The organism is Nocardioides daphniae (genome assembly GCF_004777465.1).
GTDB lineage: Bacteria > Actinomycetota > Actinomycetes > Propionibacteriales > Nocardioidaceae > Nocardioides > Nocardioides daphniae.
Map to the genome: position 1 here is coordinate 2,183,156 of NZ_CP038462.1, position 23,611 is coordinate 2,206,766.

General features: G+C 73.1%; 22 protein-coding genes and 1 pseudogene. 11 read left to right on the forward strand and 12 right to left on the reverse strand.

The features are described from left to right. Window positions 1-4: 4 nt before the first annotated feature. Window positions 5-1,579 carry an FAD-dependent oxidoreductase gene (locus tag E2C04_RS10690; RefSeq protein WP_158630668.1) on the reverse strand — a complete coding sequence of 525 codons (1,575 nt, stop codon included), beginning with the start codon at window positions 1,577-1,579 and terminating at the stop codon, window positions 5-7. A 146-nt stretch (window positions 1,580-1,725) separates the two neighbouring features. Between E2C04_RS10690 and E2C04_RS10695 the strand changes: the two genes are divergently transcribed. The 3 genes from E2C04_RS10695 (at window position 1,726) to E2C04_RS10705 (ending at window position 3,741) form a co-directional block, all read left to right on the forward strand. Further along, complete coding sequence (locus E2C04_RS10695) at window positions 1,726-2,457, forward strand: class I SAM-dependent methyltransferase (protein WP_202977756.1); 732 nt, start codon at window positions 1,726-1,728, stop codon at window positions 2,455-2,457. 61 nt (window positions 2,458-2,518) lie between these two features. Continuing rightward, window positions 2,519-3,514, forward strand: coding sequence for an iron-containing redox enzyme family protein (locus tag E2C04_RS10700; RefSeq protein ID WP_135832571.1), 996 nt, complete (start codon window positions 2,519-2,521; stop codon window positions 3,512-3,514). Next, window positions 3,511-3,741, forward strand: coding sequence for a CDGSH iron-sulfur domain-containing protein (locus E2C04_RS10705; protein ID WP_135832572.1), 231 nt, complete (start codon window positions 3,511-3,513; stop codon window positions 3,739-3,741). Before E2C04_RS10700 ends, E2C04_RS10705 begins: the two co-directional genes overlap by 4 nt. A 230-nt stretch (window positions 3,742-3,971) precedes the next feature. Here the strand turns inward: E2C04_RS10705 and E2C04_RS10710 are convergent, their stop codons facing one another. The 3 genes from E2C04_RS10710 to E2C04_RS10720 form a co-directional block, all read right to left on the reverse strand. Further along, complete coding sequence (locus tag E2C04_RS10710; RefSeq protein ID WP_238694247.1) at window positions 3,972-4,349, reverse strand: hemerythrin domain-containing protein; 378 nt, start codon at window positions 4,347-4,349, stop codon at window positions 3,972-3,974. Between the two features lie 121 nt (window positions 4,350-4,470). Then, window positions 4,471-5,154: a hypothetical protein gene (locus tag E2C04_RS10715; protein WP_202977757.1), complete on the reverse strand. Its 684-nt coding sequence runs from the start codon at window positions 5,152-5,154 to the stop codon at window positions 4,471-4,473. A 6-nt stretch (window positions 5,155-5,160) separates the two neighbouring features. Next, the gene (locus tag E2C04_RS10720; RefSeq protein ID WP_158630669.1) at window positions 5,161-7,428 is read right to left on the reverse strand and encodes a catalase; all 2,268 of its coding nucleotides are present in this window, start codon (window positions 7,426-7,428) and stop codon (window positions 5,161-5,163) included. A 189-nt stretch (window positions 7,429-7,617) separates the two neighbouring features. Between E2C04_RS10720 and E2C04_RS22030 the strand changes: the two are divergent. Further along, window positions 7,618-7,935: pseudogene (locus tag E2C04_RS22030) on the forward strand (cysteine hydrolase family protein); the annotation flags it as partial. Window positions 7,936-8,155: 220 nt separating this feature from the next. On the opposite strand, the gene E2C04_RS18095 reads toward E2C04_RS22030, so the two are convergent. Beyond that, window positions 8,156-8,536, reverse strand: coding sequence for a hypothetical protein (locus E2C04_RS18095; protein ID WP_170213472.1), 381 nt, complete (start codon window positions 8,534-8,536; stop codon window positions 8,156-8,158). A 51-nt stretch (window positions 8,537-8,587) separates the two neighbouring features. On the opposite strand from E2C04_RS18095, the gene E2C04_RS21470 reads away from it, so the two are divergent. Both E2C04_RS21470 and E2C04_RS21475 read left to right on the forward strand, forming a co-directional pair. Beyond that, complete coding sequence (locus E2C04_RS21470) at window positions 8,588-8,773, forward strand: DNA-3-methyladenine glycosylase (RefSeq protein ID WP_338088746.1); 186 nt, start codon at window positions 8,588-8,590, stop codon at window positions 8,771-8,773. Beyond that, window positions 8,773-9,657 (forward strand): DNA-3-methyladenine glycosylase, encoded by an 885-nt coding sequence (locus E2C04_RS21475; RefSeq protein ID WP_338088747.1) that lies wholly within the window; start codon window positions 8,773-8,775, stop codon window positions 9,655-9,657. Before E2C04_RS21470 ends, E2C04_RS21475 begins: the two co-directional genes overlap by 1 nt. A 30-nt stretch (window positions 9,658-9,687) precedes the next feature. On the opposite strand, the gene E2C04_RS10740 is transcribed toward E2C04_RS21475, so the two are convergent. Further along, entirely contained in the window at window positions 9,688-10,374 is a 687-nt protein-coding gene (locus E2C04_RS10740) for a phosphoribosylanthranilate isomerase (RefSeq protein WP_202977758.1), read from the reverse strand. Window positions 10,375-10,431: 57 nt separating this feature from the next. Between E2C04_RS10740 and E2C04_RS10745 the strand changes: the two genes are divergently transcribed. Next, a complete protein-coding gene (locus tag E2C04_RS10745) occupies window positions 10,432-13,374 on the forward strand; it encodes an esterase-like activity of phytase family protein (RefSeq protein ID WP_135832575.1) in 2,943 nt (980 codons plus the stop codon). An 80-nt stretch (window positions 13,375-13,454) separates the two neighbouring features. Here the strand turns inward: E2C04_RS10745 and E2C04_RS10750 are convergent, their stop codons facing one another. After that, a complete protein-coding gene (locus E2C04_RS10750) occupies window positions 13,455-15,827 on the reverse strand; it encodes a transketolase-like TK C-terminal-containing protein (RefSeq protein ID WP_238694248.1) in 2,373 nt (790 codons plus the stop codon). Window positions 15,828-15,987: 160 nt separating this feature from the next. On the opposite strand from E2C04_RS10750, the gene E2C04_RS10755 reads away from it, so the two are divergent. From E2C04_RS10755 to E2C04_RS10770, 4 genes are all read left to right on the forward strand, one after another. Next, complete coding sequence (locus E2C04_RS10755) at window positions 15,988-16,443, forward strand: Lrp/AsnC family transcriptional regulator (protein WP_135832577.1); 456 nt, start codon at window positions 15,988-15,990, stop codon at window positions 16,441-16,443. A gap of 31 nt (window positions 16,444-16,474) precedes the next feature. After that, window positions 16,475-16,948, forward strand: coding sequence for an NUDIX hydrolase (locus E2C04_RS10760; RefSeq protein ID WP_135832578.1), 474 nt, complete (start codon window positions 16,475-16,477; stop codon window positions 16,946-16,948). A 42-nt stretch (window positions 16,949-16,990) separates the two neighbouring features. Beyond that, window positions 16,991-17,464 (forward strand): DUF6328 family protein, encoded by a 474-nt coding sequence (locus tag E2C04_RS10765; protein WP_135832579.1) that lies wholly within the window; start codon window positions 16,991-16,993, stop codon window positions 17,462-17,464. Between the two features lie 70 nt (window positions 17,465-17,534). Continuing rightward, window positions 17,535-18,572, forward strand: coding sequence for an NAD(P)-dependent alcohol dehydrogenase (locus E2C04_RS10770; RefSeq protein WP_135832580.1), 1,038 nt, complete (start codon window positions 17,535-17,537; stop codon window positions 18,570-18,572). Between the two features lie 12 nt (window positions 18,573-18,584). Here the strand turns inward: E2C04_RS10770 and E2C04_RS10775 are convergent, their stop codons facing one another. The 5 genes from E2C04_RS10775 to E2C04_RS10795 are packed head-to-tail and all read right to left on the reverse strand — an operon-like array spanning window position 18,585 to window position 23,600. Continuing rightward, the gene (locus E2C04_RS10775; RefSeq protein ID WP_135832581.1) at window positions 18,585-19,586 is read right to left on the reverse strand and encodes a DNA topoisomerase IB; all 1,002 of its coding nucleotides are present in this window, start codon (window positions 19,584-19,586) and stop codon (window positions 18,585-18,587) included. Window positions 19,587-19,622: 36 nt separating this feature from the next. Further along, window positions 19,623-20,471 (reverse strand): glycosyltransferase family 2 protein, encoded by an 849-nt coding sequence (locus E2C04_RS10780; protein WP_202977759.1) that lies wholly within the window; start codon window positions 20,469-20,471, stop codon window positions 19,623-19,625. 5 nt (window positions 20,472-20,476) lie between these two features. Beyond that, window positions 20,477-21,466 carry a glycosyltransferase gene (locus tag E2C04_RS10785; RefSeq protein WP_135832582.1) on the reverse strand — a complete coding sequence of 330 codons (990 nt, stop codon included), beginning with the start codon at window positions 21,464-21,466 and terminating at the stop codon, window positions 20,477-20,479. Next, window positions 21,463-22,563, reverse strand: coding sequence for a glycosyltransferase family 4 protein (locus tag E2C04_RS10790; protein WP_135832583.1), 1,101 nt, complete (start codon window positions 22,561-22,563; stop codon window positions 21,463-21,465). The genes E2C04_RS10785 and E2C04_RS10790 overlap by 4 nt, the downstream gene beginning before the upstream one ends. Then, window positions 22,560-23,600, reverse strand: coding sequence for a glycosyltransferase (locus tag E2C04_RS10795; protein ID WP_202977760.1), 1,041 nt, complete (start codon window positions 23,598-23,600; stop codon window positions 22,560-22,562). Before E2C04_RS10795 ends, E2C04_RS10790 begins: the two co-directional genes overlap by 4 nt. Between the last annotated feature and the right edge of the window lie 11 nt (window positions 23,601-23,611).

Consider the following 23,611-nt stretch of genomic DNA (forward strand, 5'->3'; position numbering starts at 1 on the left):
CGGGCTACTTCTCGGGAGAACGGGTACCCACGCGACGCAGGGCGGCGCAGACCGGCCCGGGCGCCCGCCTCAGCGGACGGGTCGCCGGCCCCTCGATGACCTCTCCGTCGGTGTCGAACCGGGAGCCGTGCAGGGGGCAGTCCCACGACGACTCGGCGTCGTTCCACGACAGCGGCCCGCCGAGGTGCGTGCAGACCATCAGGTGCCCAGCCTCGTCGACGGGCGCCTTGAGGGTGGAGAGGTGGCGCACCGCCATCTCCCCGGCCACCATCGCGTTGAGGCGGGCCAGCGAGGGCGCCCTCCCCCAGACCTCACGCAGGCCACTGTGTGGCAGCGGGTCGGAGGTCTTGCCCGTCAGCGCACCGGCGACGGTCAGCGCCGCGGCGACGCCGTTGCTCAGTCCCCCTTGTTTGAAGCCGGTGGCGGCCCAGATCTTGTCGTCGCTGCCCGGCAGGGCGCCGACCACGGGAAGTCCGGTCCACGGCTGGTAGTCCTGGGCACCCCACGCGTGCGTCACGGTCAGGTCGCCGAACCAGCGCTGGCTCCACCCCCGGAGGGCCTCGAACCGCTGCTGCACCGACCCGCCGCGACCGGGCACGTTGCCCTCCCCGATCACCATCAGCAGCTCTTGCGCCGTGCCCCGCGAGGGGTCTGCCGCGACGTCGCGCACGGAGTGGTTGGGCGAGCCGGCCGACACGAACATGCCGTGGTCGAGGGTGTCGGCGAGGCCCGAGGGGGCAGTGAGCGCGACACCGTACGAGCGGTGCGGCTCGACGCGCGAGAAGTGCAGCGCGCGGTCGGCGATGGATGCACCGGTGGCCAGGACGACGGTCTCCGCCGCGATGGTCGTCCCGTCGGCAAGCTCCACCCGGGGGCTGCCGAGCAGGGAGACCGACCGCACCCTGCATCCCTCGTGCACCGTGACCCCGAGCTGCCCCAGCTCGCGGGCCCAGGCCAGCACGAGCGCAGCCGGGTCGATCTGGAGCTGGTCGTCGAGGGTCACGCTGACCTGGCTCGGGAAGGGAGTCACCAGGTCGTCGGTCAGCCGCACGGGCAGGCCGGCGGCGCGTGCTGCCTCGTACTCCTCGCGGACCGACGAGGCCTGCTGCGGGGTCTCGGCGAAGGTCACCGCGCGACGCCGCTGGTGGGAGGTGCCGGTCGCCTCGAGCTCACCGAGCAGCCAGTGCTGGGCGGTCTCGTTGGCACGGACGTACGCGCGCAGCGTCTCCGACTTCCAGTGCCGCCCCATGGAGGAGAGCACCGTGCCCTGGAGCAGGCTGACCTTGCCGGTCGAGCGTCCCGTGGTCAGGGCGGAGACACGCCCCGCCTCCACCACGGTCACGCGGCGACCGGCCCGGGCCAGCAGCAGTGCCGTGGCCAGGCCGGTGATGCCCGCGCCGACGACGAGCACGTCGACCGTGCCGGGCGCGGGCAGCGGGTCGTCGAACGTGGGGACGGTCCGGTCGAGCCACGGCGAGACGGTGAGCGGGGTCTCCCCGGGCAGCGGACCGGGAGCCCGGTCCTCGCCGGGCTTCTCACTGGGCTTGTCGCTGGGGTTGTGGCTGGGATCGAGCGGCACCTCACGCACCTCCACGCGTGTCGACGGACGACGCCACTGTGCCCAGCCGGTCGCGTTCCATACCCGGTGCAACCAGTTGCCCGCGGCGAGGTGTCAGACCGACTGGTCGCGGGTACTGGGGGGTCCCCTTATCTCCTGGAGTGACCATGACGCTGCGCCCCGACGTGATCCCCGCGTCGACCTCCCCCGAGACCGCCGCTGCCCCCGTGGCCGACGACGCGTCCGCCGCGTCGCCGGTGTCCATGGACTTCGGGCCGTTGACGATCTCCTACGACGGACGCGTGCTCACCCCGCGGCCCTGGACCCAGATCCAGTCGTCGTGGGCGGTCGAGCTGCTGGCTGAGCTGCCCGAGGGCCCCGTGCTGGAGATCTGCACCGGCGCCGGCCACATCGGCCTGCTCGCCCTGGCCCTTACCGACCGCGACGGGTGCTGGTCGACGCCGACCCGGTCGCCGCCTCGTACGCGGTCAAGAAACGCCGACGCTGCCGGCCTGGCCGACCGGGTCGAGGTGCGCACCGCCCTGGCCCAGGACGCCGTGGCACCGGGCGAGACGTTCCCGCTGGCCATCGTCGACCCCCCGTGGGTGAAGTCGCAGGAGGTGACGCGCTTCCCCGAGGACCCGCTGCTGGCGATCGACGGCGGCGACGACGGCCTCGCGGTGGCCCGCCAGTGCCTCCACGCCGTGGACGCCTGCCTGCACCCCGACGGCGCCGTGCTGCTCCAGCTCGGCACGTTCAACCAGGTCGCGGCCCTGGAGGAGTGGCTCGAGCAGTCCGGTCCCCCGCACCTGCGGGTGCGTGGGCTCCGCTCCTTCGAGGACCGCGGCGTCGTGGTCCTGCTGCGCCGCCCCGAGCCGGGCACCCGCCTGCTGTCCTGATCCGCTCTGCCTGACCGTTCGCCGTACTCCCCGCCACCACTTGCACCAGAGGAGCACCTTCATGAAGACACCCCGACCGTGCGGGCCCCTGAGCACCTGGGTCAGCCTCACGCTCACCGGGGAGGACCCGGGCCCCGCGCCCGCGGTCACCACACGAGACCCCCTCCTGGACCGCGACCTCCAGCTCGCCCTGTGGACGCTCTACGAGCTGCACTACGCGGGCTTCGACGACGTCGACGACGCCTGGGAGTGGAACCCCGAGGTGCTCGCCTTCCGTGCCGAGCTCGAGGCGCCCTTCGAGGCTGCGCTCCGCTCGCTGGCCGCCCCCCTCGTCCCGTCGGTCACCTCGGTGCCCGAGGGCAGTGACGCGCTGGTCGAGCTGCTGGAGGAGATCATCGAGGCGGCGCCCTCCTCTGGGCTGGCCCAGCACCTCCAGCGCCGCGCCGACCTCGACCAGTTCACGCACTTCATGCGCCTGCGGAGCATCTACCACCTCAAGGAGTCGGACCCCCAGACCTTCGTGGTCGCCCGGGTGCCTGGTGACGTGAAAGTCGCGGTCTCCGAGCTGCAGTACGACGAGTTCGGTGCCGGTCGCACCGAGATGCTGCACCAGACGCTCTTCGCCGAGGCGTTGAAGGCCTGTGACCTGGATCCGACCTACGGCGTCTACATCGACGAGGTCGACGCGGCGACCCTCGCGGTCAACAACACCATGTCGCTCTTCTCCCTGCACCGTCGCCTGCGCGGCGCGAGCCTGGGCCACCTGGCTGCCTTCGAGGCCACCAGCACGATGCCGTGCCGGCGCATCGCCGGCGGCGTACGACGCCTGGGGCTGCCCGAGGCGGCTGCCGCCTACTTCGACGAGCACGTGGAGGCCGACGCGGTGCACGAGCAGATCGCCCTGCGCGACATCTGTGGCCGCGCCGTCACCGCGGAGCCCGCGCTGGCCTCCGACATCGTCTTCGGGGCGGCGGCCTGCCTGGCCGTCGACCACCTCTCCGGGTTGCACCTGCTGCGCACCTGGGGCCTCGACCTCGACGCGGAGGGCGCGGCATGAGCGCGGGCGAGGACGTGCGTACGACCGTCTGCCCCCACGGGCCGCTGCTGGTGCGTGGCGCCTCGTCGTGGCCCGACGCCGACGGCGAGGAGCACCCCGTACGTCGTCCCGTCGTCGCCGTCTGCCGGTGCGAGCGATCCCGGTTGGCGCCCTGGTGCGACGGCACCCACAAGGCTCTCCCCCGCGGGTGGGACACCGAGGCGACTGCGGCCGACAGCGGCTCGTAGCCACACACTCGAACGAACGAACGGGCGCGGCGCCCGGGCTCTGAAGCCCGGGCGCCGCGCCCGTTCGTGCTCAGCTCACTCCTCTGACTCGGCCTCCGCGAGCAGCTTGCGCTGGAGCTCGTCCTTGGTCATCCCGGAGGTGCCCTCGAGCTCCATGTTGCGGGCCTGCTGCTGGACCTCGGCACGGGTGATGTCGCCCGGTCCGGCGCCCAGATGCTCCTCGCGGGACGTCAGGAACGCCTCGCCCAGTTCCTGGAGGCGGTCGTCGTCGAGCCGCTCACGCAGGTGCGGCAGGACCGTCTCCTCCTCCTCCTCGAGGGGTGGGTGACGGCCTCGGCGACCTCGGCCAGCAGCTCGGCGAACTCGGCGCTGTCGGGGTCGCACGCCTGCAGGCGCTCGACCAGGCGGTCGGCCTCGACGTGCTCCTCCTGGCTGTGCGCCACGTCGTCGGCGCCGTCGGCCGCGGAGGCCGCCGGGTAGACCTCGTTCTCCTCGGCGCGGCTGTGCGCGGTGAGCAGCGTGGCGAAGACCGGCAGCACCGTCGCCCGGCTGGTGGGGTCGGACTCCATCTGGGCGAGCATCCGCTCGAACTCGCGGTGGTCCTTCATGATCAGTCGACGACATCACTCATGGCTGTTCCTCTGTTCATCGGGGCGCTGCGTGCGACTGACGGCTTCCTACCCGCGCTCCGGCACCCTCATGCCTCGGAACGCTCATGCCTCGGAGCTCTCAGGGCCCAGCACCCTCGTGCCTCGCGGAGTCCCCGCGGCTCCTGCGGGCGCGGGCGTAGGCAGGGGCCCGCAGGAGGGCCACCCAGGGGTAGATCCCGAGCCCGGGCGGGGAGGACAGGACCGGGTCGAAGGAGACGTGCGCCTCAGAGCGCTGCACCAGCTCCAGGTGGGCGAAGTCGACCCAGCCGCGCAGGCCCCGGGCGTACGCCAGCGTGTAGCGGGTGCTGGTCTCGGATCCGCTGCCACCCTCGGGCACTGCCCGCAGGAACAACGGACCCACCGGGGTGCGGTAGGGAAGCAACGTCGTCAGTCCGCTCTGGTGGGCGGCCAGCGTCGGCAGCAGGACGAAGCGGGTGAGGGGACCTGCTCCGGTGGTGGCGAGGAGGACGTCGGCGTCCCCCTCGTCCGACAGGCGGATCGCCAGGCCGGCGATGTCCCACGTCAAGGACGGCAGCCCGATGGCGGCGGAGAGCCGGACGAGGACCGCGTCCTCGCCCGGCTCGTCCAGCCAGACGACGCCCGTGGCCGAGGCCGGGTTGCCGCTCCGGACGAGGCGGCCCTGCCAGACCTCGCCCCGGGGGTGGAGGGGCTTGGCCCGGCTCCGCAGCGCGGCCAGGCCGGCGGTGGCGCCCGAGAGGACCCCACCACCCAGCCTGGCCACGGCCAGAACGGCGTCACGCATGGCGGGTCAGGCCACGCTCGGCGGGAAGCGGTCCCAGACCCGGTGCTGGCCGAGCAGGGTCTGCAACTCGGCGAAGACCTCGTCGGGTCCGTCACCGCGCACCACGCCGGGCGTGGCGGCGGACGGGTCGGCCTCGCCGAGGGCGGCGACACCGGCGCCCCAGGCACCGATCGCCTTGGCGTGGCGCCAGCACTCGTCGATCATCAGCGACACCCGGGGGTCGAGCGCCCCGCCGCCCGGGGCGCCCGCCTTGGCGTCGCGCGCCGGCACCGCGTCAGGAGCCGGCACGGGAGCCGCGGCGAGCACCAGGGCGTCGAACTCGACCGAGCGCGCGGTCGCGAACGTACGCTGCACCGTGCTGCCGGCGACCTCGCCGCCGTGGGGAGCCACGACCAGCGGCACCATGCCGGCCCCGAAGACCGCGGCGCGCATGCTCTGCAGCTCACCGGCGTCGACGGTGTCGTCGACGACGATGCCGATCATGCGCCCGTCCGCCGGCCAGGTGCCGTTGAGCTGCGAGAGGGCCGGGCTGGGCGCGACGTCGGCAAGCGGCTCGGTCGGCTCCGGCGCCGGGAGGCCGAGACCAGTGGCCACCTCCTGGCAGAGCACCGGGTCGATGTTGGCCAGGCACTGGAGCTGACGCTGCTTGATGGCGTCCTCGTAGCACTTGCCGAGCTCGAAGGTGTACGCCCGGATGATGTGCTCCTTCTCCACCGGCGACATGCTCAGCCAGAAGAGCCGCGCCTGGCTGAAGTGGTCGTCGAAGGAGGCGGGGTTCTCCCGCACCTTCGTCGACTCCGACACCCTCACCGGCACGTCCGCGAAGGTGGCCTCCATCGTCCCGGCCATGAACGGGCACCCGCCGTCGAGGGAGTTGGGCTTGTAGGGCGCGACCCCCTCGTGGTCGGCGTGCTGGTGGAAGCCGTCGCGCAGCATGTCGTTGACCGGCGCGTGCGGCCGGTTGATCGGGATCTGGTTGAAGTTGGGTCCGCCCAGCCGCGAGAGCTGGGTGTCGATGTAGGAGAAGAGCCGCGCCTGGAGCAGCGGGTCGTTGGTCACGTCGATGCCCGGGGGAAGGTGGCCGGGGTGGAAGGCGACCTGCTCGACCTCGGCGAAGAAGTTCTTCGGGTTCGCGTCCAGCGTCAGGCGCCCGATCGCCTGGACCGGCGCGAGCTCCTCGGGGACGAGCTTGGTGGGGTCGAGGAGGTCGATGCCCTCGAACTGCTGCTCCTCGTTGTCCGGGAAGACCTGGATGCCCAGCTCCCACTGCGGGTAGGCGCCGGCCTCGATGGCGTCGTACAGGTCCCGGCGGTGGAAGTCGGGGTCGACGCCGTTGATGAACTGCGCCTCCTCCCAGTCCAGGGAGTGGACGCCGAGGACCGGCTTCCAGTGGAACTTCACCAGCGTCGTGCCGCCCTCGGCGTCGACCAGGCGGAAGGTGTGGACGCCGAAGCCCTCCATCATCCGGTAGGAGCGCGGGATGCCCCGGTCGGACATGTTCCACAGGGCGTGGTGCTGGCCCTCCGTGTGCAGGGAGACGAAGTCCCAGAAGGTGTCGTGGGCGCTCTGCGCCTGCGGGATCTCACGGTCGGGGTGCGGCTTGCCGGCGTGGATCACGTCGGGGAACTTGATGCCGTCCTGGATGAAGAAGACCGGCATGTTGTTGCCCACCAGGTCGAAGGTGCCCTCGTCGGTGTAGAACTTCGTCGCGAACCCGCGGGTGTCGCGCACGGTGTCCGCCGAGCCCCGCGAACCGAGGACGGTCGAGAAGCGGGTGAAGACCGGCGTACGCACGCCCTCCTGCAGGAACTTCGCGACGGTGAGCTCCGAGGCGGTGCCGTAGCCCTCGAAGTAGCCGTGGGCGGCGGCGCCGCGCGCGTGGACGACGCGCTCGGGGATGCGCTCGTGGTCGAAGTGGGTGATCTTCTCGCGCAGGTGGTGGTCCTGCAGCAGGGTCGGGCCCCGGCTGCCGGCCTTGAGCGAGTGGTCGGTGTCGCGCAGGCGCGTGCCGGTCGAGGTGGTCAGGTGGGCGCCCTGCTGGGCGCGGGCGCGGTCGGGGGCCTCCGTCGCGGCGCCGGTCGCGGTGACCGTCTCGGCCCCGCGCTGGTCGGGCTTCGGGGGCAGCGGCTCGCGCGGCTCGGTGGGCTCCTCGACCGTCGCCGGTTCCGAGCCGGGGCGGCCCGGGATGGTCTCGCCGTCCGGGGTGAGGGCGTCCTTCGCCTCCTTGAGTCCCTTGCCGAGGGCGTCCGCGGTCTGGCTTGCGGCCTTGCTCATGTCCATGCTCGTGCCTCCGTGTGTCCCGGGGGTGCCGGGGTGTCCGAGTTGGTCCGGTGGATGTCCGGGTGATGGGCGATGGTCGAGCGGTACCCCCTCGAGGGGAGGCCAAACCACACGCTGCGGTCGGCCCGGGGAAGGGCTGGCCCCGGTGGCGCTCCGCCCGCGGGGCTTGATTGGGTGGGGCCCATGCAGTGCCTGATCCTCATCGACCTCCAGGAAGACTTCTTCAACCCTCCGCCCATGCGGCCGCAGCGCGCCGGCGTCGTGGAGGCCGCCCACGAGTGGGTCGCCTGGGCGCGCAAGCGGTCACTGCCCGTCATTGAGGTGCGGACGGTCAACCCGCTCGACCCGGCCACCTGGGCGCTCAACATGCGCGAGGACGGCCAGCCGGTCGTGCTGGCCGGCACCGAGGGTGCGATGCGGCTCCACGAACTCGACTTCGAGCCGGACGCGATCGTCGAGAAGCGTCGCGACGACGCCTTCCACGACACCGGCCTGGGCGACCTGCTCGCCCGCCCACTCTGTCGACGCGGCGGTGATCGGCGGCGTCTCGACCGAGGCCTGCGTCGCGATGACCGCGGCCTCGGCCTACGCCCACGACATCCGGGTCGCGATCGCGGGTGGCGCGGTGGCCTCCCCGGACCTGGAGGCCCACCACCTGGCCCTCGACTGCTGCGCGGGCAGTACCGGCAGCAGGTCATCACCCCGACCTGAGGGCCGCCGGTCAGCTGCCGGGGATGCCCGGCAGCGGCGGCTCGGCGATCCTGACCACGCCGACGACGTGGGTGTGCGGCCCGAGCCAGAGGGCACCGAGGTCGGTGCGCAGCACCGGTCGGCCCCGCTCGAGGCCGAACTCGCCGGCCACCAGCCGCTCCCCCAGGCGTACGACGGCCAGCGCGCCACGGTCGGCGCGACGGGAGGGCTCGTAGTGCAGGACCGTGCCGCTCGCCCACCCTCGGCTGAGGAACTCGTCGCCCTCGACCACCGTCTCGCGCAGCTCGACGCTCCCGGCGCGTCGCGCTCGCGCAGGGCGCGCAGGCTCGTCGGCCGGCCCCTCCCACAGGGGCGCCTGACCCGGGTCGGGCCTCCTCGACTTCGAACGCACGTTCGACACCCTACCGTCGGTCGGCTGGGTGCGGGTTGCTTGGATGGCTGCATGCACCATGTCGTCGACCTCGCCCGCCCCGCGCCCGTGGTGGCGCCGGAGCTCCTCGGCTGCCGGCTGACCAGCCACAGCCCCGACGGCGACGTGACGCTCGTGCTCACCGAGGTCGAGGCGTACGAGGGCGCGTCGACCCGGCCTCGCACGCGCACCGCGGGGAGACGCCGCGCAACGCCGTGATGTTCGGCCCCGCCGGCCACGCCTACGTCTACCGCTCGCACGGCCTGCACTGGTGCCTCAACGTCGTGACCGGGACGCCCGGGGCCGCGAGCGCCGTCCTGCTGCGCGCCGGGCGCGTCGTCGACGGCGAGCTCCTCGCTCGTACGCGGCGCGGGGCCCACGTGGCCCACCGCTCGCTGGCGCGCGGGCCCGGCAACCTCGGACAGGCCCTCGGCATCACCGGGGACGACACCGGGAGCCATCTCCTGGAAGGGCCACGCCTCCGTCTCCAGCTCACTCCCGACCCGGACGAGGTCAGAGCCGAGGTGCTCAGCGGCCCGCGCGTCGGGGTCAGCCGGGCCGCCGACCTGCCGTGGCGCTTCTGGTGGGCAGGTGAGCCGACGGTGTCGGCCTACCGGCGCTCGCCCCGCGACCGCGGTAGAGCCCACCCCACGTGCCTGACACGGGGTATTCCGCAGGCCCGGCGACCGTCCTACTGTCGAGGCATGAGCCTGGTCGTCCACTTCGAGATCCACGCCTCCGAGCCCCAACGGCTGATCGACTTCTACAGCGACGTCTTCGGCTGGTCCTTCAGCCGGTTCGGCGACTCCCCCTACTGGGTGATCGACACCGGGGAGCGCTCGATCCGCAACGAGGGTGAGCCCGGCTTCGGGATCAACGGCGGACTGGTGCAGCGCGAGGGGCCGGCCCCCGAGCCGGGTGCACCCGTGGCCGGAGCCAACCTGGTGGTCGGCACCGACGACGTCGACGCCCTGCATGCCAAGGCGCTCGCCGCCGGCGCGACCGAGGCCATGGGGTTGACCGACATGGAGGGCGTCGGGCGGCTGGGCTACGTCATCGACCCCGACGGCAACATGATCGGGATGATCGCGCCCACCATGTGAGTCGCCCGGCGCCGCGCCTGTCGCGCGCCGTCAGTTGGCGAGCGCCCGGGCGACGAAGTCGCGGATCAGCTCTGACGACTTCTCCCCCGGCGCGACCTCGACGCCGCTGGAGACGTCGACGCCCCAGGGACGGACGGTCGCGACGGCCTCGGCGACGTTGTCGGGCGTCAGTCCACCGGCGACCAGCCAGTGCCCGTCTGGGGCCCGGGAGGCCAGGGCGGAGAGGTCCCACCGCTCCCCCGAGCCCGGCTTCGGCGCGTCCAGGAGGAGCACCTCCTCGCCCAGCGCCCCCACCTCGAGCAGCGGGTCGAGGTCGAGGGAGGTCGCCCGCCACACCCGCGGCACGATCTCCAGGGCGGCGGCGAAGTCGGCCTCGTCGTAGGCGGGACCGTGCAGCTGGACCACGTCGAAGCCCAGTCGCACGGCCGTGCGAGCCGCCTCGACGGCAGGCATGTCGTTGACCACGAGGACGGTGTCGACCCGCCCGCCCGCCTCGGCCAGGACCGCCCGGGCCTCGTCATCGGTGGCCCGGCGCGAGCTGGTCGCGTTCATCACGACGCCCACCGCCTGCGCCCCCGCCTCGACGGCGACACGGGCGTGCTCGGCGGTGCGCAGGCCGCAGATCTTCACGTACACGTCGCCCATCCTCTCAGGCGCGTCCACGCGCCCCGTCACGTCGTCGTCGCCGAAGCGACCACCCCCATTCACCTGGGTCATGCCACCGGGACACCCGCACCCCCGACGGTGGCTCCAGACACCTCACCTAGGAGAAGCATGTCCAGACGCATCAGTCGCGGCCTCGCCGGAGTAGCCGCCGCGGCCCTCGCCTCGTCGCTCGTCCCGACGCTGGCCTCCGCCACCGCCCACGGCTCCCCCGGCGGTGACCGGCCTGCGGCCCAGGGTGCCGACGCCGGCGCCGGCACCACCGCGGGCGCCGGCACAGGCACAACGGCCTTCCACCGCACCGCCACCTACGCCGTGCACCAGAACCTGCCCGCCGACGTGCCTGCCTCCTCCGAGACCGTCGCGGAGATCTCCGCGGTCTCCGAGGACGGCAACACGCTGGTCTACACCGACGCCCCGGGCAAGCGGATCGGCTTCCTGGACATCACCGACCCTGCCCGCCCCGAGGGCCAGGGCAGCGTGGCGCTCTCGACCTTCGGTCACGCCGACGACCAGCCCACCTCGGTGGCGGTCCACCGCGACCACGTGCTCGTCGTCGTCGACTCCAGCGGCGGCGACTTCGCCGCTCCCTCCGGCCGTCTCGACGTGGTGCGGATGGGCGACGGCCGCCGGGTGGCCAGCATCGACCTCGGAGGCCAGCCCGACTCGATCGCGATCAGCAAGGACGGGGCATACGCCGCGATCGCGATGGAGAACCAGCGCGACGAGGAGGCCAGGCCGGTCGGCGGAGCGAAGGGCGACCTGCCCCAGGCGCCGGCCGGCTTCATCCAGGTCGTCGACCTGACGGGCGCCCCCTCCTCCTGGGCAGCGACGCCGGTCTCGTTGACGAACCCCGACGGCAGCGCGCTGCCCGCCCTGACCTCCGCCGGGCTCGACGCTCCGCAGGACCCCGAGCCCGAGTACGTCTCCATCAACGGCGACAACGTCCTGGCCGTGACGCTCCAGGAGAACAACGGCGTCGTCCTGGTCGACCTCCCCACCCGTCGAGTGACCAGCGCCTTCACGGCGGGCACCGCGTCGGTGTCGGGCCTCGACACGAAGAAGGACGGCAGGATCGACCTGAGCGGCTCGATCACCGACGTCCCCCGCGAGCCCGACGCGATCGGCTGGATCGACGACCGCTACGTCGCCACCGCCAACGAGGGCGACTGGAAGGGCGGCACCCGCGGCTGGACGGTCTTCGACACCACCACGGGCAGGCCCGTCTGGGACGCCGGCGCCTCGTTCGCCGACGAGGTCGTGCGACTGGGGCTGCACAACGAGGACCGGGCCGGCAAGAAGGGCCCCGAGCCCGAGGGACTGACCCTCGGAACCTTCGGCGGTGTGCGCTACGCCTTCGTCGGCTCGGAGCGCTCCAACGTGGTGCTCGCCTACGACATGACCGACCCACTCGCGCCGCGCTACGTGCAGGCACTCCCCGCCACCAACGGCCCCGAGGGCCTGCTCGCCATCGAGTCGCGCGACCTCCTGGCGATCTCGTCGGAGACCGACGACGCCGCGGCCGGGGTCCGGGCCGCGGTCCAGCTCTACGAGCGCGGGCCCGGCGAGGCCGCCTTCCCGTCGATCCGGTCGGCTGACGTCCAGGGCAAGCCCGTCGGCTGGACGGCTTTGGGCGCGCTGGCCGCCGACGTCACCCGCCCGGGCACGGTCCACGCGGCCTCCGACGCCGCCCTCGGCGTGGCCCAGCTCTACACCGTCGACGTGACCCGGACCCCGGCCGTCATCACCGACGCCCGCGCGGTGACCGTCGGTGGCGCGCCCGCCACGATCGACGTCGAGGGGCTCGCCGCCCGCTCGGACGGCGGTTTCTGGTTGGCCGTCGAGGGCGCGAAGGGCGCCGACAACAAGGTGCTGCGTACGAACGCCGCTGGCGAGGTCGTCGAGACCGTCGCGCTCCCGGCCGAGGTGACCAGCAAGGTCGGGAAGTGGGGCCTCGAGGGCGTGACCACGACCCACGACGCCGAGGGTGAGCACCTCTGGGTCGCGTTGCAGCGCCCGCTGTGGACCGACGGCGCGTCACCCACCGAGCCGCTGGAGGGCGAGAACACCGTCCGCCTGGGTCGCTACGACGTCGCCGACGCCTCCTGGCACTGGTACGGCTACCGCCTGGAGTCGCCGCGCCGTGACGGTGGCGACTGGATGGGCCTGTCGGAGATCGTCGCCGTCGACGCCGACACGCTCGCCGTCATCGAGCGCGACAAGCTCAACGGTCCCCGGGCGAGGGTCAAGCGGATCTACACCGTCGACGTCCCCGCCGGTGACCCGACCGGCCTCCCGGTGCTGCGCAAGGAGCTCGCGTACGACGTGCTCCCCGACCTTCGCGCGACCCGCGGGTGGACCCAGGAGAAGCTCGAGGGGCTCACGATTGCCGCCGACGGCCAGGTCTACGCCGTCACCGACAACGACGGCCTCAAGGACGCGACCGGGGAGACCGTCTTCCTCCGCCTGGGCGCGGCGCGGGACGTCTTCGCCCGCACCCTGGCCACGACCACCACGCTGGAGGCGCCGCGGACCGTGCGTGCCGGCAAGGCCCTCACGGTGACCGCGTCGGTGAGCGCCGGTTCGGGCGTCCCGACCACCGGCACGGTGACGCTGCGCGACGGCACCCGCACGCTGGGCACGGCGCAGGTGAAGGACGGCAGGGCGGTCTTCACCGTCACCGACCTGCCAGCCGGTCGACGGGCGCTGCGGGCGACGTACGCCGGTGGCCCGCGCAGCGGCGAGAGCTCGGCGACGGCGTCGGTCACCGTCACCAAGGCACCGGCCCGGCTGCGGATCACCGCACCCAGCACGGTGAAGGTCGGCGAGCCGACCAGGGTCACGGTCCGTGTGCACGCCCCCGGCCTGGTGCCGGGCGGGCGGGTGCGGATCACCGACGGCGGCAAGGTGCTGGCCACGGTGAGGCTGCACCAGGGCTCGGCGTCGGCGAAGGTGCGGCTCACGGGGAAGCGGCTGCACCGGGTGAAGGTCACGTACGCCGGTGACGCGCGCACGAAGGGTGCCTCACGGACCGTGCGGATCCGGGTGCGGTGAGGCAGGCGTACCGGTGATGCGCGACGACCCCTCGGGCAGCCGCCCGAGGGGTCGTTCCACGTGGTGGTGCGGCGTCCGCCTCAGCGGCCGAGCAGCCCCAGCGCGGCGTCGACGACCGCAGCGGTGTCGATGCCGTGCAGCGCGTAGGCGTCCTCCAGGCTGGAGGACTGGCCGAACTCGCTGACGCCCAGGCACCGGATCCGGTCGCCGCGCACGCCGGCCAGGTAGGAGAGCGTGTGCGGGTGGCCGTCCATGACGGTCACGATCGGGGCGCGGTGCTGCTCGGGGAAGAGCACGTCGACGATGTCGTCGCCCTCGCTGCGGGTGCCGACGCTCCCGCGGCGGTTGAAGGAGCGGAAGACCAGGTCGGGGCTGGTCAGGCAGACCACGCCGGCAGTGATCCCCTGCTCGCCGAGCAGCTCGGCGGCGCGGATGACCTCGGGCATGATTGCGCCGACGCCGACCAGCGTGACCTGCTCGGTGGCGGGGTCGTGGTGGGTGAGGCGGTAGCCACCGGCGACCGCGTGCCTGCGGCGGCGCTCCAGCAGGGTGGGGTCCTCGGGCAGGTTGGCCAGCTCCTGGGGCAGTGGTCGGGTTGTGAGGCGGAAGTAGGACGACGTGCCGCCCTCCACACCGACCTGCTCCATCGCGGCGAGCATCGTCCACTCGAGATCCTGGGCGAAGGCCGGCTCCCAGGCGATGCACTCGGGCTGCTCGAGCCCGATCGAGGGGGTGTAGATCGACTGGTGGGCGCCACCCTCGGGGGCCAGCGTGACGCCGCTCGGCGTGCCGATGATGATCGACTGGCCGCCGGAGTAGATGCCGTACGACCACGGCTCCAGCGCGCGTGGGATGAAGGGGTCGTAGAGGGTGGCGATCGGGATGAGCCGCTCGCCCCAGCGCGACCAGGTGGCGCCCAGCTCGCCCAGCAGGCAGACCAGGTTGACCTCGGCGATGCCCAGCTCGATGTGCTGGCCGTGCGTGCCCTCGGCCCACTTCAGGACGCGCTCGGCGTCGTCGGCGAACCAGTCACGTCGGTCGTTGACCGACCAGACGCCGGTCTTGTTGATCCAGCCGCCGAGGTTGGTCGAGGAGGCGACGTCGGGGCTGCAGGTGACCACGCGACCGGCCACCTCGGGGGCCTCACGGGTCAGGTCGGCCAGGAAGCGGCCGAGGGCGGCCTGGGTGGAGATCGGGGCGCGGTGGGCCCGGGTCATGGCCGACGGGACGGAGATCTTCGGCGTCGGCGTGACCGCGTCGCGCGTGAGCTCCTGACCCCGCGCACGGCACAGGGCAGCGGCGGCGGAGTCGGCTGGCAACGGTGCCCACGGGTCCTCGGGGTCGACGCCGGAGGCGGCGGCCAGCTCCAGCATCTGCGCCTCGCTGATGAGGGCGGAGTGGTTGTTGGGGTGGCCCTCGGTGGGCAGGCCCCGGCCCTTGACGGTGTAGGCGAAGATCACCGTCGGACGGCCCGGGTCGACCGTGCGGTAGGCGTCGAGGAGCAGGCCGATGTCGTGGCCACCGAGGTCGCGGACGGCCACGGCGAGCGTCGCCGGGTCGATGCCCGACAGGAGGTCGCGCAGGGCCTGCGAGCCGGTCTCACCCACGATCCGGGCAGCGATCTCGTCGGGAGCCACGCGGAGCATCCGCTGGTACTCCTCGTTGGGCATCTCCTCGAGCCGGGTCCGCAGCTCGTCCCCGCCGGGCAGGTCGAAGAGACGCGAGATCGTGGAGCCCCACTTGAGCGTGATGACCTGCCAGCCGGCGGCCTCGAACATGCCCTGCAGGCGCTGGGTCTGGATGTCGGGGACCACGCGGTCGAGCGACTGGCGGTTGAGGTCGACGATCCAGAGCAGCTCCCCCAGGCAGGCGACGGCCGGGTCGGCGACGGCCTCCCAGATCGCGCCCTCGTCGAGCTCGGCGTCCCCCAGCAGGGAGATGAAGCGGCCGGCCTTCGGCGCCTCGGGGAAGCGGGACTTCACGTAGCGGTGCGACATCGCCGCCCACAGCGCGGCGGTCGGGCCGATGCCGACGGAACCGGTCGAGAAGTCGACGGTGTCGGGGTCCTTGCGGCGGCTCGGGTAGGACTGGAGCCCGCCCTTGGCACGCAGGGTGGTGAGGTACTTCGGGTCGAGGTCGCCGAGCAGGTGGTTGATCGCGTGCAGCGCGGGCGAGGCGTGCGGCTTCACCGAGACCCGGTCGTGCTGGGTGAGCTCGGAGAACCACAGCGACACCATGATGTCGATCATCGAGGCGCTGGAGGCCTGGTGGCCGCCGACCTTGACGCCGGAGGTGTTCTCGCGGCCGCGGTTGGCGACGTTGATGATCGCCGAGGACAGCCAGAGCACCCGTTGGGAGATCTCCCGCAGCACCTCCAGGTCGGCCGGCGAGGAGGCCCCGTCGGTCAGGTGGGGCGTCAGGTCATGGGACTCGACAGGGGGGTGGGCGTCCACGGACATGGGGGTCTCCGATCTCGCTGCAGCAGGGACAGGATCGAACGCCCGCGACGCGATGGCAACTAAATGGCGTCATCGGGCAGCCGATGGGCGGATTCCGCCCCCTCCAAGCCCCCTCTGCGCTCGGATCCGCTTCACCGCGGCTAGATTCCTGCCCATGCCAGTCGCCGAGCTCGACGCCACCGACCGCCAGATCCTCGACCTCCTCATCGAGGACGGTCGCCGTACCGTGCGGGAGATCGCCGACCTCGTCGGCCTCTCCCCCAGCCCGGTGCGCCGCCGCATCGAACGGCTGGAGACCCAGGGCGTCATCGTCGGCTACACCGCCGTCGTCGACGAGAGCCGGCTGGGCAACACCTTCGAGGCGTTCGCCGAGCTCCGCTTCGCCGGCAACACCAAGGTCGCCGAGATCACCGCCTCGGCCAAGGAGATCCCCGAGGTCATCGCGATCTACACCGTCGCCGGCGACCCGGACGCCATCGTGCACTTCAAGGTCACCAACCTGCGCCACCTGCACTCGCTCATCGACCTGATCCGTCGCGACGGCCACGTGATCGGCACCAGGACCCTGATGGTGCTTGACTCGTGGCAGCGGGGAGCCCCGGCTCCCTGACCTCCTGCCACGCCGAGCCCTGAGGAGTCCCATGCCCGTCCGCAGTGCCGGACTGCTGCTGCACCGCACCGGTGCCGACGGCGTCGAGGTCCTCCTCGTGCATCCCGGTGGCCCGTTCTGGGCGCGCAAGGACGCCGGCGCCTGGTCGATCCCGAAGGGCGAGCACGCCGAGGACGAGGAGCCGCTGGTCGCTGCCCGGCGCGAGTTCGCCGAGGAGCTCGGGCTGCCCGCCCCCGACGGCCAGGTCGTCGACCTGGGCAGCCTGCGACAGCCGAGTGGAAAGGTGGTGCAGGCGTACGCGGTCGAGGCCGACCTGGACCTGGCCGACTTCCGCAGCAACACCTTCGAGCTGGAGTGGCCGCGCGGGTCGGGCCGGGTGAGGGAGTTCCCGGAGGTCGACCGGGCCGCGTGGGTCAGCGTCGCGCGCGCCCGCGAGCTGCTGCTGCGTGGTCAGGTCCCCTTCCTCGACGTGCTGCTGGAGCGGTCCGGACCGGACCAGCCCTGACGTCGAGGCTTCACAGTCGTCGCGTCGGGGTACCACTCGAAGATGGTCGAGGACGGGCGTGACGAGTCTGCCGCCGAGCGGGCGGACCGCAACTGGAACGAGCTGCTGCAGGAGTTCCGGGTGCTGCAGACGGGCGTGCAGCTGCTGAGCGGCTTCCTGCTCACCCTCCCCTTCACCCCCCGCTTCGACGACCTCGACGAGCCCCAGCTCGCCCTCTACCTCGTGCTGGTCGTGCTGGCCGCGGCCACCACCGCCGTGCTGCTCGGCGCCGTGGCGCTGCACCGGCGCTTCTTCCGCGAGCAGCGCAAGGAGGCGCTGGTGACGGTCGGCCACCGGATGGCCCAGGTCGCACTCACCCTCGGTGCGACGTTGGCCGTCGGGGCCACCGTCTTCGTGCTGGACGTGGTGCTGACCCACGTCATCGCCCTCGCCACCGGCGCAGGGATGGTCACCGTCGGGGCGGTCACCTGGTTCTTCCTGCACCGCACCGTCGACGCTGCCGACCGGACGCGGTGACCTCGGGGGGCGGCTCACCAGCCCGGGGCTAGCGTGGACAAGCCCGTCCCCCGACCGAAGGAGCACCTCCATGCAGGTCCCCGCGTACGCCGCCCCCTCCGAGGGCGCCCCGCTCGCCCCGACCACGATCGAGCGCCGCGAGCTCGGCGCCAACGACGTGCTGATCGACATTCAGTGGGCCGGCATCTGCCACTCCGACATCCACACCGTGCGCGGCGAGTGGGGGCCTCAGCCCTACCCGGTGGTCCCGGGCCACGAGATCGTGGGCGTCGTCGAGGCGGTCGGCAGCGACGTCACCCGCCACGCCGTCGGTGACCGCGTCGGCGTGGGCTGCATGGTCAACTCCTGCGGCGACTGCGACAACTGCCGCAGCGGCGACGAGCAGTTCTGCCTCAACGGCGCCGTGATGACCTACGCCGCCCAGGACCGCGACGGCACCACGACCCACGGCGGCTACTCGAGCCACGTCGTTGTCGACGCCGACTTCGTGCTGTCGGTCCCGGAGAGCCTCGACCCCGCGGGCGCCGCTCCCCTGCTCTGCGCGGGAGTCACGACGTACGTCCCGCTGAAGCGCTGGGGCGCCGGCCCAGGCACCAGGGTCGCGGTGGTCGGCCTCGGCGGGCTGGGCCACATGGCGGTCAAGATCGCGGCCGCGATGGGTGCCGAGGTCACCGTGCTGTCGCAGTCGCTGAAGAAGCAGGAGGACGGGCTGCGGCTGGGGGCCACGCACTACCACGCGACCTCGGACCCCTCGACCTTCCAGGACCTGCGCGGGCGCTTCGACCTGATCGTCAACACCGTGAGTGCCGACCTCGACGTCAACGCCTACCTCTCGCTGCTGACCGTCGACGGCACCATGGTCAACGTCGGCGTCGCCCCGCACCCGATGGAGGTGAAGGGTGGCGTGCTGAGCGCGCGTCGCAGCCTGGCCGGCTCCATGATCGGCGGCATCGCGGTCACCCAGGAGATGCTCGACTTCTGCGGCGAGCACGGCATCACCTCCGAGGTCGAGGTGATCGGCGCCGACAGGATCAACGAGGCCTACGACCGCGTCGTCGACTCCGACGTGCGCTACCGCTTCGTCATCGACGCCAGCACCATCGGCTGACGCCCGACGGGCTCACTCCTCCCCGTCGAGCAGGCGCAGCACCGCCAGCTCGAGGGGGCGGGAGCGCTCCGTGCCCTCGAGCTGCGCGCGAGCGACGGCTCGGGGCACGGTGCGGCCCTCGTCGAAGGCGTCGACGACGCGCGGGTCGACGTACGAGGTCCTGGCCTGCGTGGGCGTGTTGCCGAGCAGCTTCGAGGCCTCTTCCCACGTGCGGGTGAGCGCGATCCGACGGTCCTTCTTGGTGGTGGCCGGCCCTTCGTCGCCGAGGACGGCCGCAGCGATGACGGTGGCGTGCCAGGTGCGGAAGTCCTTGGCGGTGGCGTCGATGCCGGTGATCCGGCGGATGTAGTCGTTGACGATGTCGGAGGTGAGCGGCGCCCACGTCGGGCCGTTGCGGGAGGCCAGCAGGCAGTGGTCGCCGTCGCGGCGGCGGCGCATCGTGCCGAGCGCTGCCATCAGGTCGGCGTCGGCCAGCTCGACGTGGTGCTCGACGCCTGACTTGCCGATGAAGTCGAAGTGCAGGACGCCGCGCTTCTGCTTCACGTGGCTGCGCTCGAGGGTGGTGAGCCCGAAGCTGCCGTAGGTGTCGGTGTAGACGTCGTTGCCCACCCGGAAGCAGCCGAGGTCGAGGATCCGGAAGGCCACGGCGCAGGCGCGGTCGGTGGGCATCCCCTTCAACGCGAGGTCGCGCGAGACCCGCCCGCGGGCGCGTCCCAGCGCGCGCCCGAGCTCCTGGCAGCGCTCGAACTTCTCCGCGTCCTTCTTCTCCCGCCACGCCTGGTGGTAGAGGTACTGGCGCCGACCGGCGTCGTCGGTGCCGACCGCCTGCAGGTGGCCCTTGGGGTCGGGGCAGATCCAGACGTCCTTCCACGCCGGGGGGATGGCCAGGTCGCGCACCCGCTGGCGGTCCTCCTCCGGCAGGGGGCGCCCCTCCTGGTCGAGCAGCGCGAAGCCCTTGCCGGCCCGGCGCCGGGTCCACCCCGGACTGTCCTGCGAGACGTGCTTCAGTCGCATCTGCCCACTCCTGTCGCTGGCGCGATCACCCCACGGTCATCCGGCGCTCGTTGCACACCGTTCCCACTGATCGCCGCGACGACACACGAGCCCGGCCCGCTCGAACTCCTCCAGCCAGCCGCGCATCGGCCACTCGCCCCAGCGGGCGGCGAAGACGGCGCCGTTGCGCAGGATCGCGTCGAGGTGCTGCACCGGCGGGCTCTGCGTCGGGTGGTGCTGGTGGTACGCCCTCGCGCTGCCGTCCCAGCCCAGCTCCAGCCCGACCTCGCGGACGACCCGGGCGAAGTCGGTGTCCTCGCCGCCGTAGCCGACGTACTCGCTCCAGAAGCCACCGGTGCGCTCCCAGGCCGAGCGGCCGAGCGCGAAGGAGAGCGACCAGAAGAGGTCGGGCTCCGCTCCCCGCTGCCGCTCCCCCGGCGCCGGGGCCGGACGCGCCGGGTGCGGGTCGTCCAGGGCCGCCAGCTGCGTGGGGTCGCTGACGTCGGCGCCGGGTGGCAGGTAGGTGACCGGCCCCGACCAGACGACGTACGGCGACTCGACGACGGCGGCTGTGTAGGCCGCGACGAGCCCCGGCGCCGGGACGCAGTCGACGTCGAGGAAGACGAGCACGTCGGCGCCGCGGGCCAGCGCCGTGCGGGCTCCGGCGTTGCGGGCCGCCGCCAGCGGCAGCCCCTCGTCGGGCACCTCGATCGGGACGACGGCGGGGGCCGGGCCCGCCTCCGGTCGCCAGTCGTGGAGCTCCGGGTCGCCCATCGCGACGACGACCCGGTCGGGCGGTGGACCGTCGCAGACGGCGAGCGCCCGTTGCTGGTGGGCCAGGTGGTCGTGCCGGCCGTGGGCGATGGTGACGACGGCGACCTTCGGCTCCTGCCGCACGCTGCTCACGGCGCTCACTCGGCGCCTCCGAGCCCCCGGACCAGGGCAGCGAAGCGGGCCGAGGCGCGGCCGTCGTGCCACTGCCGCCAGTCCTGGCCGTCCAGGGCGGCGGCCGCGGCGACCACCTCGTCCCACGGCGCCCGCTCAGGGTCGTCCACCACGACGACCGGCCACGGACCGTCGCGCAGGACCTCGGCCGTGCAGCGCTGCTCGCCGTGGGGGCGCTCGGCAGGGATGACGACGGCCGGGCGGCGGGCCACCGCGACGTCAGCCAGGGCGCCGAGTCCGGCGTGGCTCACCACCACGTCGGCCCGGGCGATCCACTCGGTCGGGTCGGCGACCCACCGCTCGGAACGGCCGCCGAGTGCGCTCCAGCGCCATCCCGGCGTCAGCGTCTCGGCACGGGTGATCGCTCCTGCGGAGAGGCCACCGCCGCCCCGACCGCCGAGCACGAGGGCGGTCCGGGGCTCGACGGGCACGTGCGGCGCCCCGCCGGATCGGGACTGGACGGCCCCGAGGCAGTGCAGGCGGGCTGCGTCACGCTGGTCGAGGCCCTGAACGGCGCTGCGGGCGCCCTCGGGCACGAAGGCCACGAGCAGGTCGCTGACCCCGTGGCCGAGCCGGTGCGCGGGGTCGTCGCGGAGACCGGGCTGCACCACCCCCACCACCGGGACGCCGAGCAGGCGGCAGAGCAGGGTGACCTCGACCGACACGTCACAGACGACGAGGTCGGGTCGGGCGGCGTCGACCCAGCTCGCGATCCGCGCCATCCGGGAGGTCAGTCCGCCGTGCCGGCGCGGCACCCAGTGCAGGCGACCACGCGCGGTCGGGTCGACCACGGGCGTCCCGTCGTCGTCGGGGTCGAGCCGGACCCAGTCGCCCACCCAGTCGTCGGGGCGCGGCAATGAGGAGAGCCCGGTCACCTGCGTGCCGAGCTCGGCCGCCAGGCCCAGCGCCCGGGTGACGTGCCCCTGGCCGTGGTGGTGCACGTAGTAGCCGATCACACCGCCACGCCCATCTCGCCACGCAGGTCACGGCCCCGGATCGCCTCCCGGTAGACCTCGACGTAGCGGTCGACCATCGCCTCGAGCGAGAAGTGCTGCTCGACCCGACGGCGTACGCCGGCACGGTCGCGCCCGGCGGCCTCGAGGATCGCGCGGGCCAGGTCGTCGGGGTCGCCGGGCCGGGCCAGCGCGCCACCCTCGACGCCGACCACCTCGGGGAGGCCGCCGCGGGCGTACGCCGCCACCGGGGTGCCGCAGGCCATCGCCTCGGCCGCGACCAGTCCGTAGGGCTCGTCCCACTCCGGGCTGACCACGGCGACGCGGGAGCGGCCGAGCAGGTCGCCCAGCTCGTCGTGGCCGACGTGCCCGCGGTAGGTGATGCCGTCGCCCAACCGCGGCGCGACCTCGTCGGCGAAGTAGGCGGGGTCGTGGCACGGCCCCACGAGCACCAGCGGCATCCCCGCCCGTCGGGCCGCGATGATCGCGTGGTGCGGCGCCTTCTCCGGCACGAGCCGACCCGACCAGACCGCCGCGTCACCTCCTGGGCCGACCGGCCAGCGGTTGGTGTCGACCCCGTTGTGGACGGTCCTGGCCGCGACGTGCGGCGCCCAGGCCCGGCCGGTCGCGTCGCTCACCGCGACGAAGACGCTGCGTGCCGGCGCGAGGTCGATCGCAGACTCGAGGAACGCCAGCGGCGGGGTGTGCAACGTCGTCACGACCGTCGGGGCCAGCGCGGCCGCCATCGCCACCGGCAGGTAGTGCAGCGAGTTGTTGTGCACCACGTCGAACCGCTCTCCGCCCGAGGCAGCGAGGTCGAGCATCAACGAGAGATAGGCGTGGTGCTCCTCGACCCACTCGCGCGGGGTCGCCCCCACGTCGGCGCGCGCGGCCGGCGACGGGTCACGACGGCGTACCGGCAGCTCGCGCACGTTGAGCGTCGGGTCGGAGCCCGGTGCCGCGAAGAGCGACACCTCGTGGCCGCGACGTCCCAGCTCACGGGCCAGCAGGTGGGTGTGGGCCTCGAGGCCGCCGACGAAGGGCTCACGGATGGCGAACCGGCTGCTGGCGATCAGGCACACCCGCAACGGCCGCGTCACACCAGGCTCCGGTAGATCCGGGCGTGGGCGCGAGCAACCTGGACGCGCTCCGCCCGCCGCAGTCCGACCCCCAGCCCACGGACCGGTCCGGCACGGTGGGCCCGGGTCACGGCCTCGACGAGCGAGTCGGGGTCGAAGAGCTCCTCGGCGTGGACGTACGAGTGCACCGGCCCCTGGTCGGCGTAGTGGCCGCAGCTCGGCGCGACCACCGCGGTGCCCACGTCGCGACAGGCCTCGAGCCAGCCGGAGTGGGTGCCGAAGCGGTAGGGCAGGACGCAGACGTCCAGCGAGGCGAGGTAGTCCCACAGCTCGGCGTCGGAGAAGTAGTCGTGCACGCGCAGGTCGACCTGGCCGGCAGCGGCCGCGTCGTCCAACCAGCCGGCGAGCTCGTCGTCGCGCCGCGCCCCGTCGGGGTCCAGCACGTCACGGTGGCCGTTGACCTGGAGCACGCCACCCGGAATCGCGCGCACCGCCTCCAGCAGGGGCGGCAGGAGCCGCATCGGCGCCATGCTGGCCCGCAGGCTCTTGACGTGGAGGCCGACCCGGAACTCCTCCGGGTCGCGCTGGCGGGCCCGGGCCTGGGATCGCACCATCTCGTCGAACTCCAGGACGTGCGGGTGCGGCACCACGTGCGCCTCACGTCCCCAGCGGCGGCGGATCTCCGCAGCGGCGCCCGGGGTCAGCGTGATCAGCGCGTCGGCGGCCGGCACGAGCACGTCGAGCTGGGCGTCGTGCAGCGTGCGGTCGAGGTGGTGGGGGTTGCGCAGGTCGTGGACCGTCAGGACCAGCGGCTTGCCACGCCCCCGCAGCACCTCGACCAGCTCGTGCAGCTCCTCGGGCGTGCAGGCGTCGAAGCCGAACTGGACGTGCAGCACGTCGAAGTCGGCCTCGCGGGCCCACTCGGGGCGCAGCATGACGGGCGGCCACCACTGCTGCTCGGCCGAGCGGCGGTGGTCGTCGGGGTGCGGGTCGGGCAGGCGGCGTACGCCGTCACCGCTCGTGGACAGGTGACGGACGTAGACGTGTGAGGACGGCACCGATGCGACGG

Coding starts and splice junctions, on each gene's coding strand:
- E2C04_RS10755 (WP_135832577.1), top strand. CDS start 15,988: ATGCCAGTCGCCGAGCTCGACGCCACCGACCGCCAGATCCTCGACCTC.
- E2C04_RS10720 (WP_158630669.1), bottom strand. CDS start 7,428: ATGAGCAAGGCCGCAAGCCAGACCGCGGACGCCCTCGGCAAGGGACTC.
- E2C04_RS10770 (WP_135832580.1), top strand. CDS start 17,535: ATGCAGGTCCCCGCGTACGCCGCCCCCTCCGAGGGCGCCCCGCTCGCC.
- E2C04_RS10705 (WP_135832572.1), top strand. CDS start 3,511: ATGAGCGCGGGCGAGGACGTGCGTACGACCGTCTGCCCCCACGGGCCG.
- E2C04_RS10715 (WP_202977757.1), bottom strand. CDS start 5,154: ATGCGTGACGCCGTTCTGGCCGTGGCCAGGCTGGGTGGTGGGGTCCTC.
- E2C04_RS10760 (WP_135832578.1), top strand. CDS start 16,475: ATGCCCGTCCGCAGTGCCGGACTGCTGCTGCACCGCACCGGTGCCGAC.
- E2C04_RS10765 (WP_135832579.1), top strand. CDS start 16,991: ATGGTCGAGGACGGGCGTGACGAGTCTGCCGCCGAGCGGGCGGACCGC.
- E2C04_RS21475 (WP_338088747.1), top strand. CDS start 8,773: ATGTTCGGCCCCGCCGGCCACGCCTACGTCTACCGCTCGCACGGCCTG.
- E2C04_RS10700 (WP_135832571.1), top strand. CDS start 2,519: ATGAAGACACCCCGACCGTGCGGGCCCCTGAGCACCTGGGTCAGCCTC.
- E2C04_RS10775 (WP_135832581.1), bottom strand. CDS start 19,586: ATGCGACTGAAGCACGTCTCGCAGGACAGTCCGGGGTGGACCCGGCGC.
- E2C04_RS10710 (WP_238694247.1), bottom strand. CDS start 4,349: ATGAAGGACCACCGCGAGTTCGAGCGGATGCTCGCCCAGATGGAGTCC.
- E2C04_RS10740 (WP_202977758.1), bottom strand. CDS start 10,374: ATGACCCAGGTGAATGGGGGTGGTCGCTTCGGCGACGACGACGTGACG.
- E2C04_RS10695 (WP_202977756.1), top strand. CDS start 1,726: ATGACGCTGCGCCCCGACGTGATCCCCGCGTCGACCTCCCCCGAGACC.
- E2C04_RS10745 (WP_135832575.1), top strand. CDS start 10,432: ATGTCCAGACGCATCAGTCGCGGCCTCGCCGGAGTAGCCGCCGCGGCC.
- E2C04_RS21470 (WP_338088746.1), top strand. CDS start 8,588: ATGCACCATGTCGTCGACCTCGCCCGCCCCGCGCCCGTGGTGGCGCCG.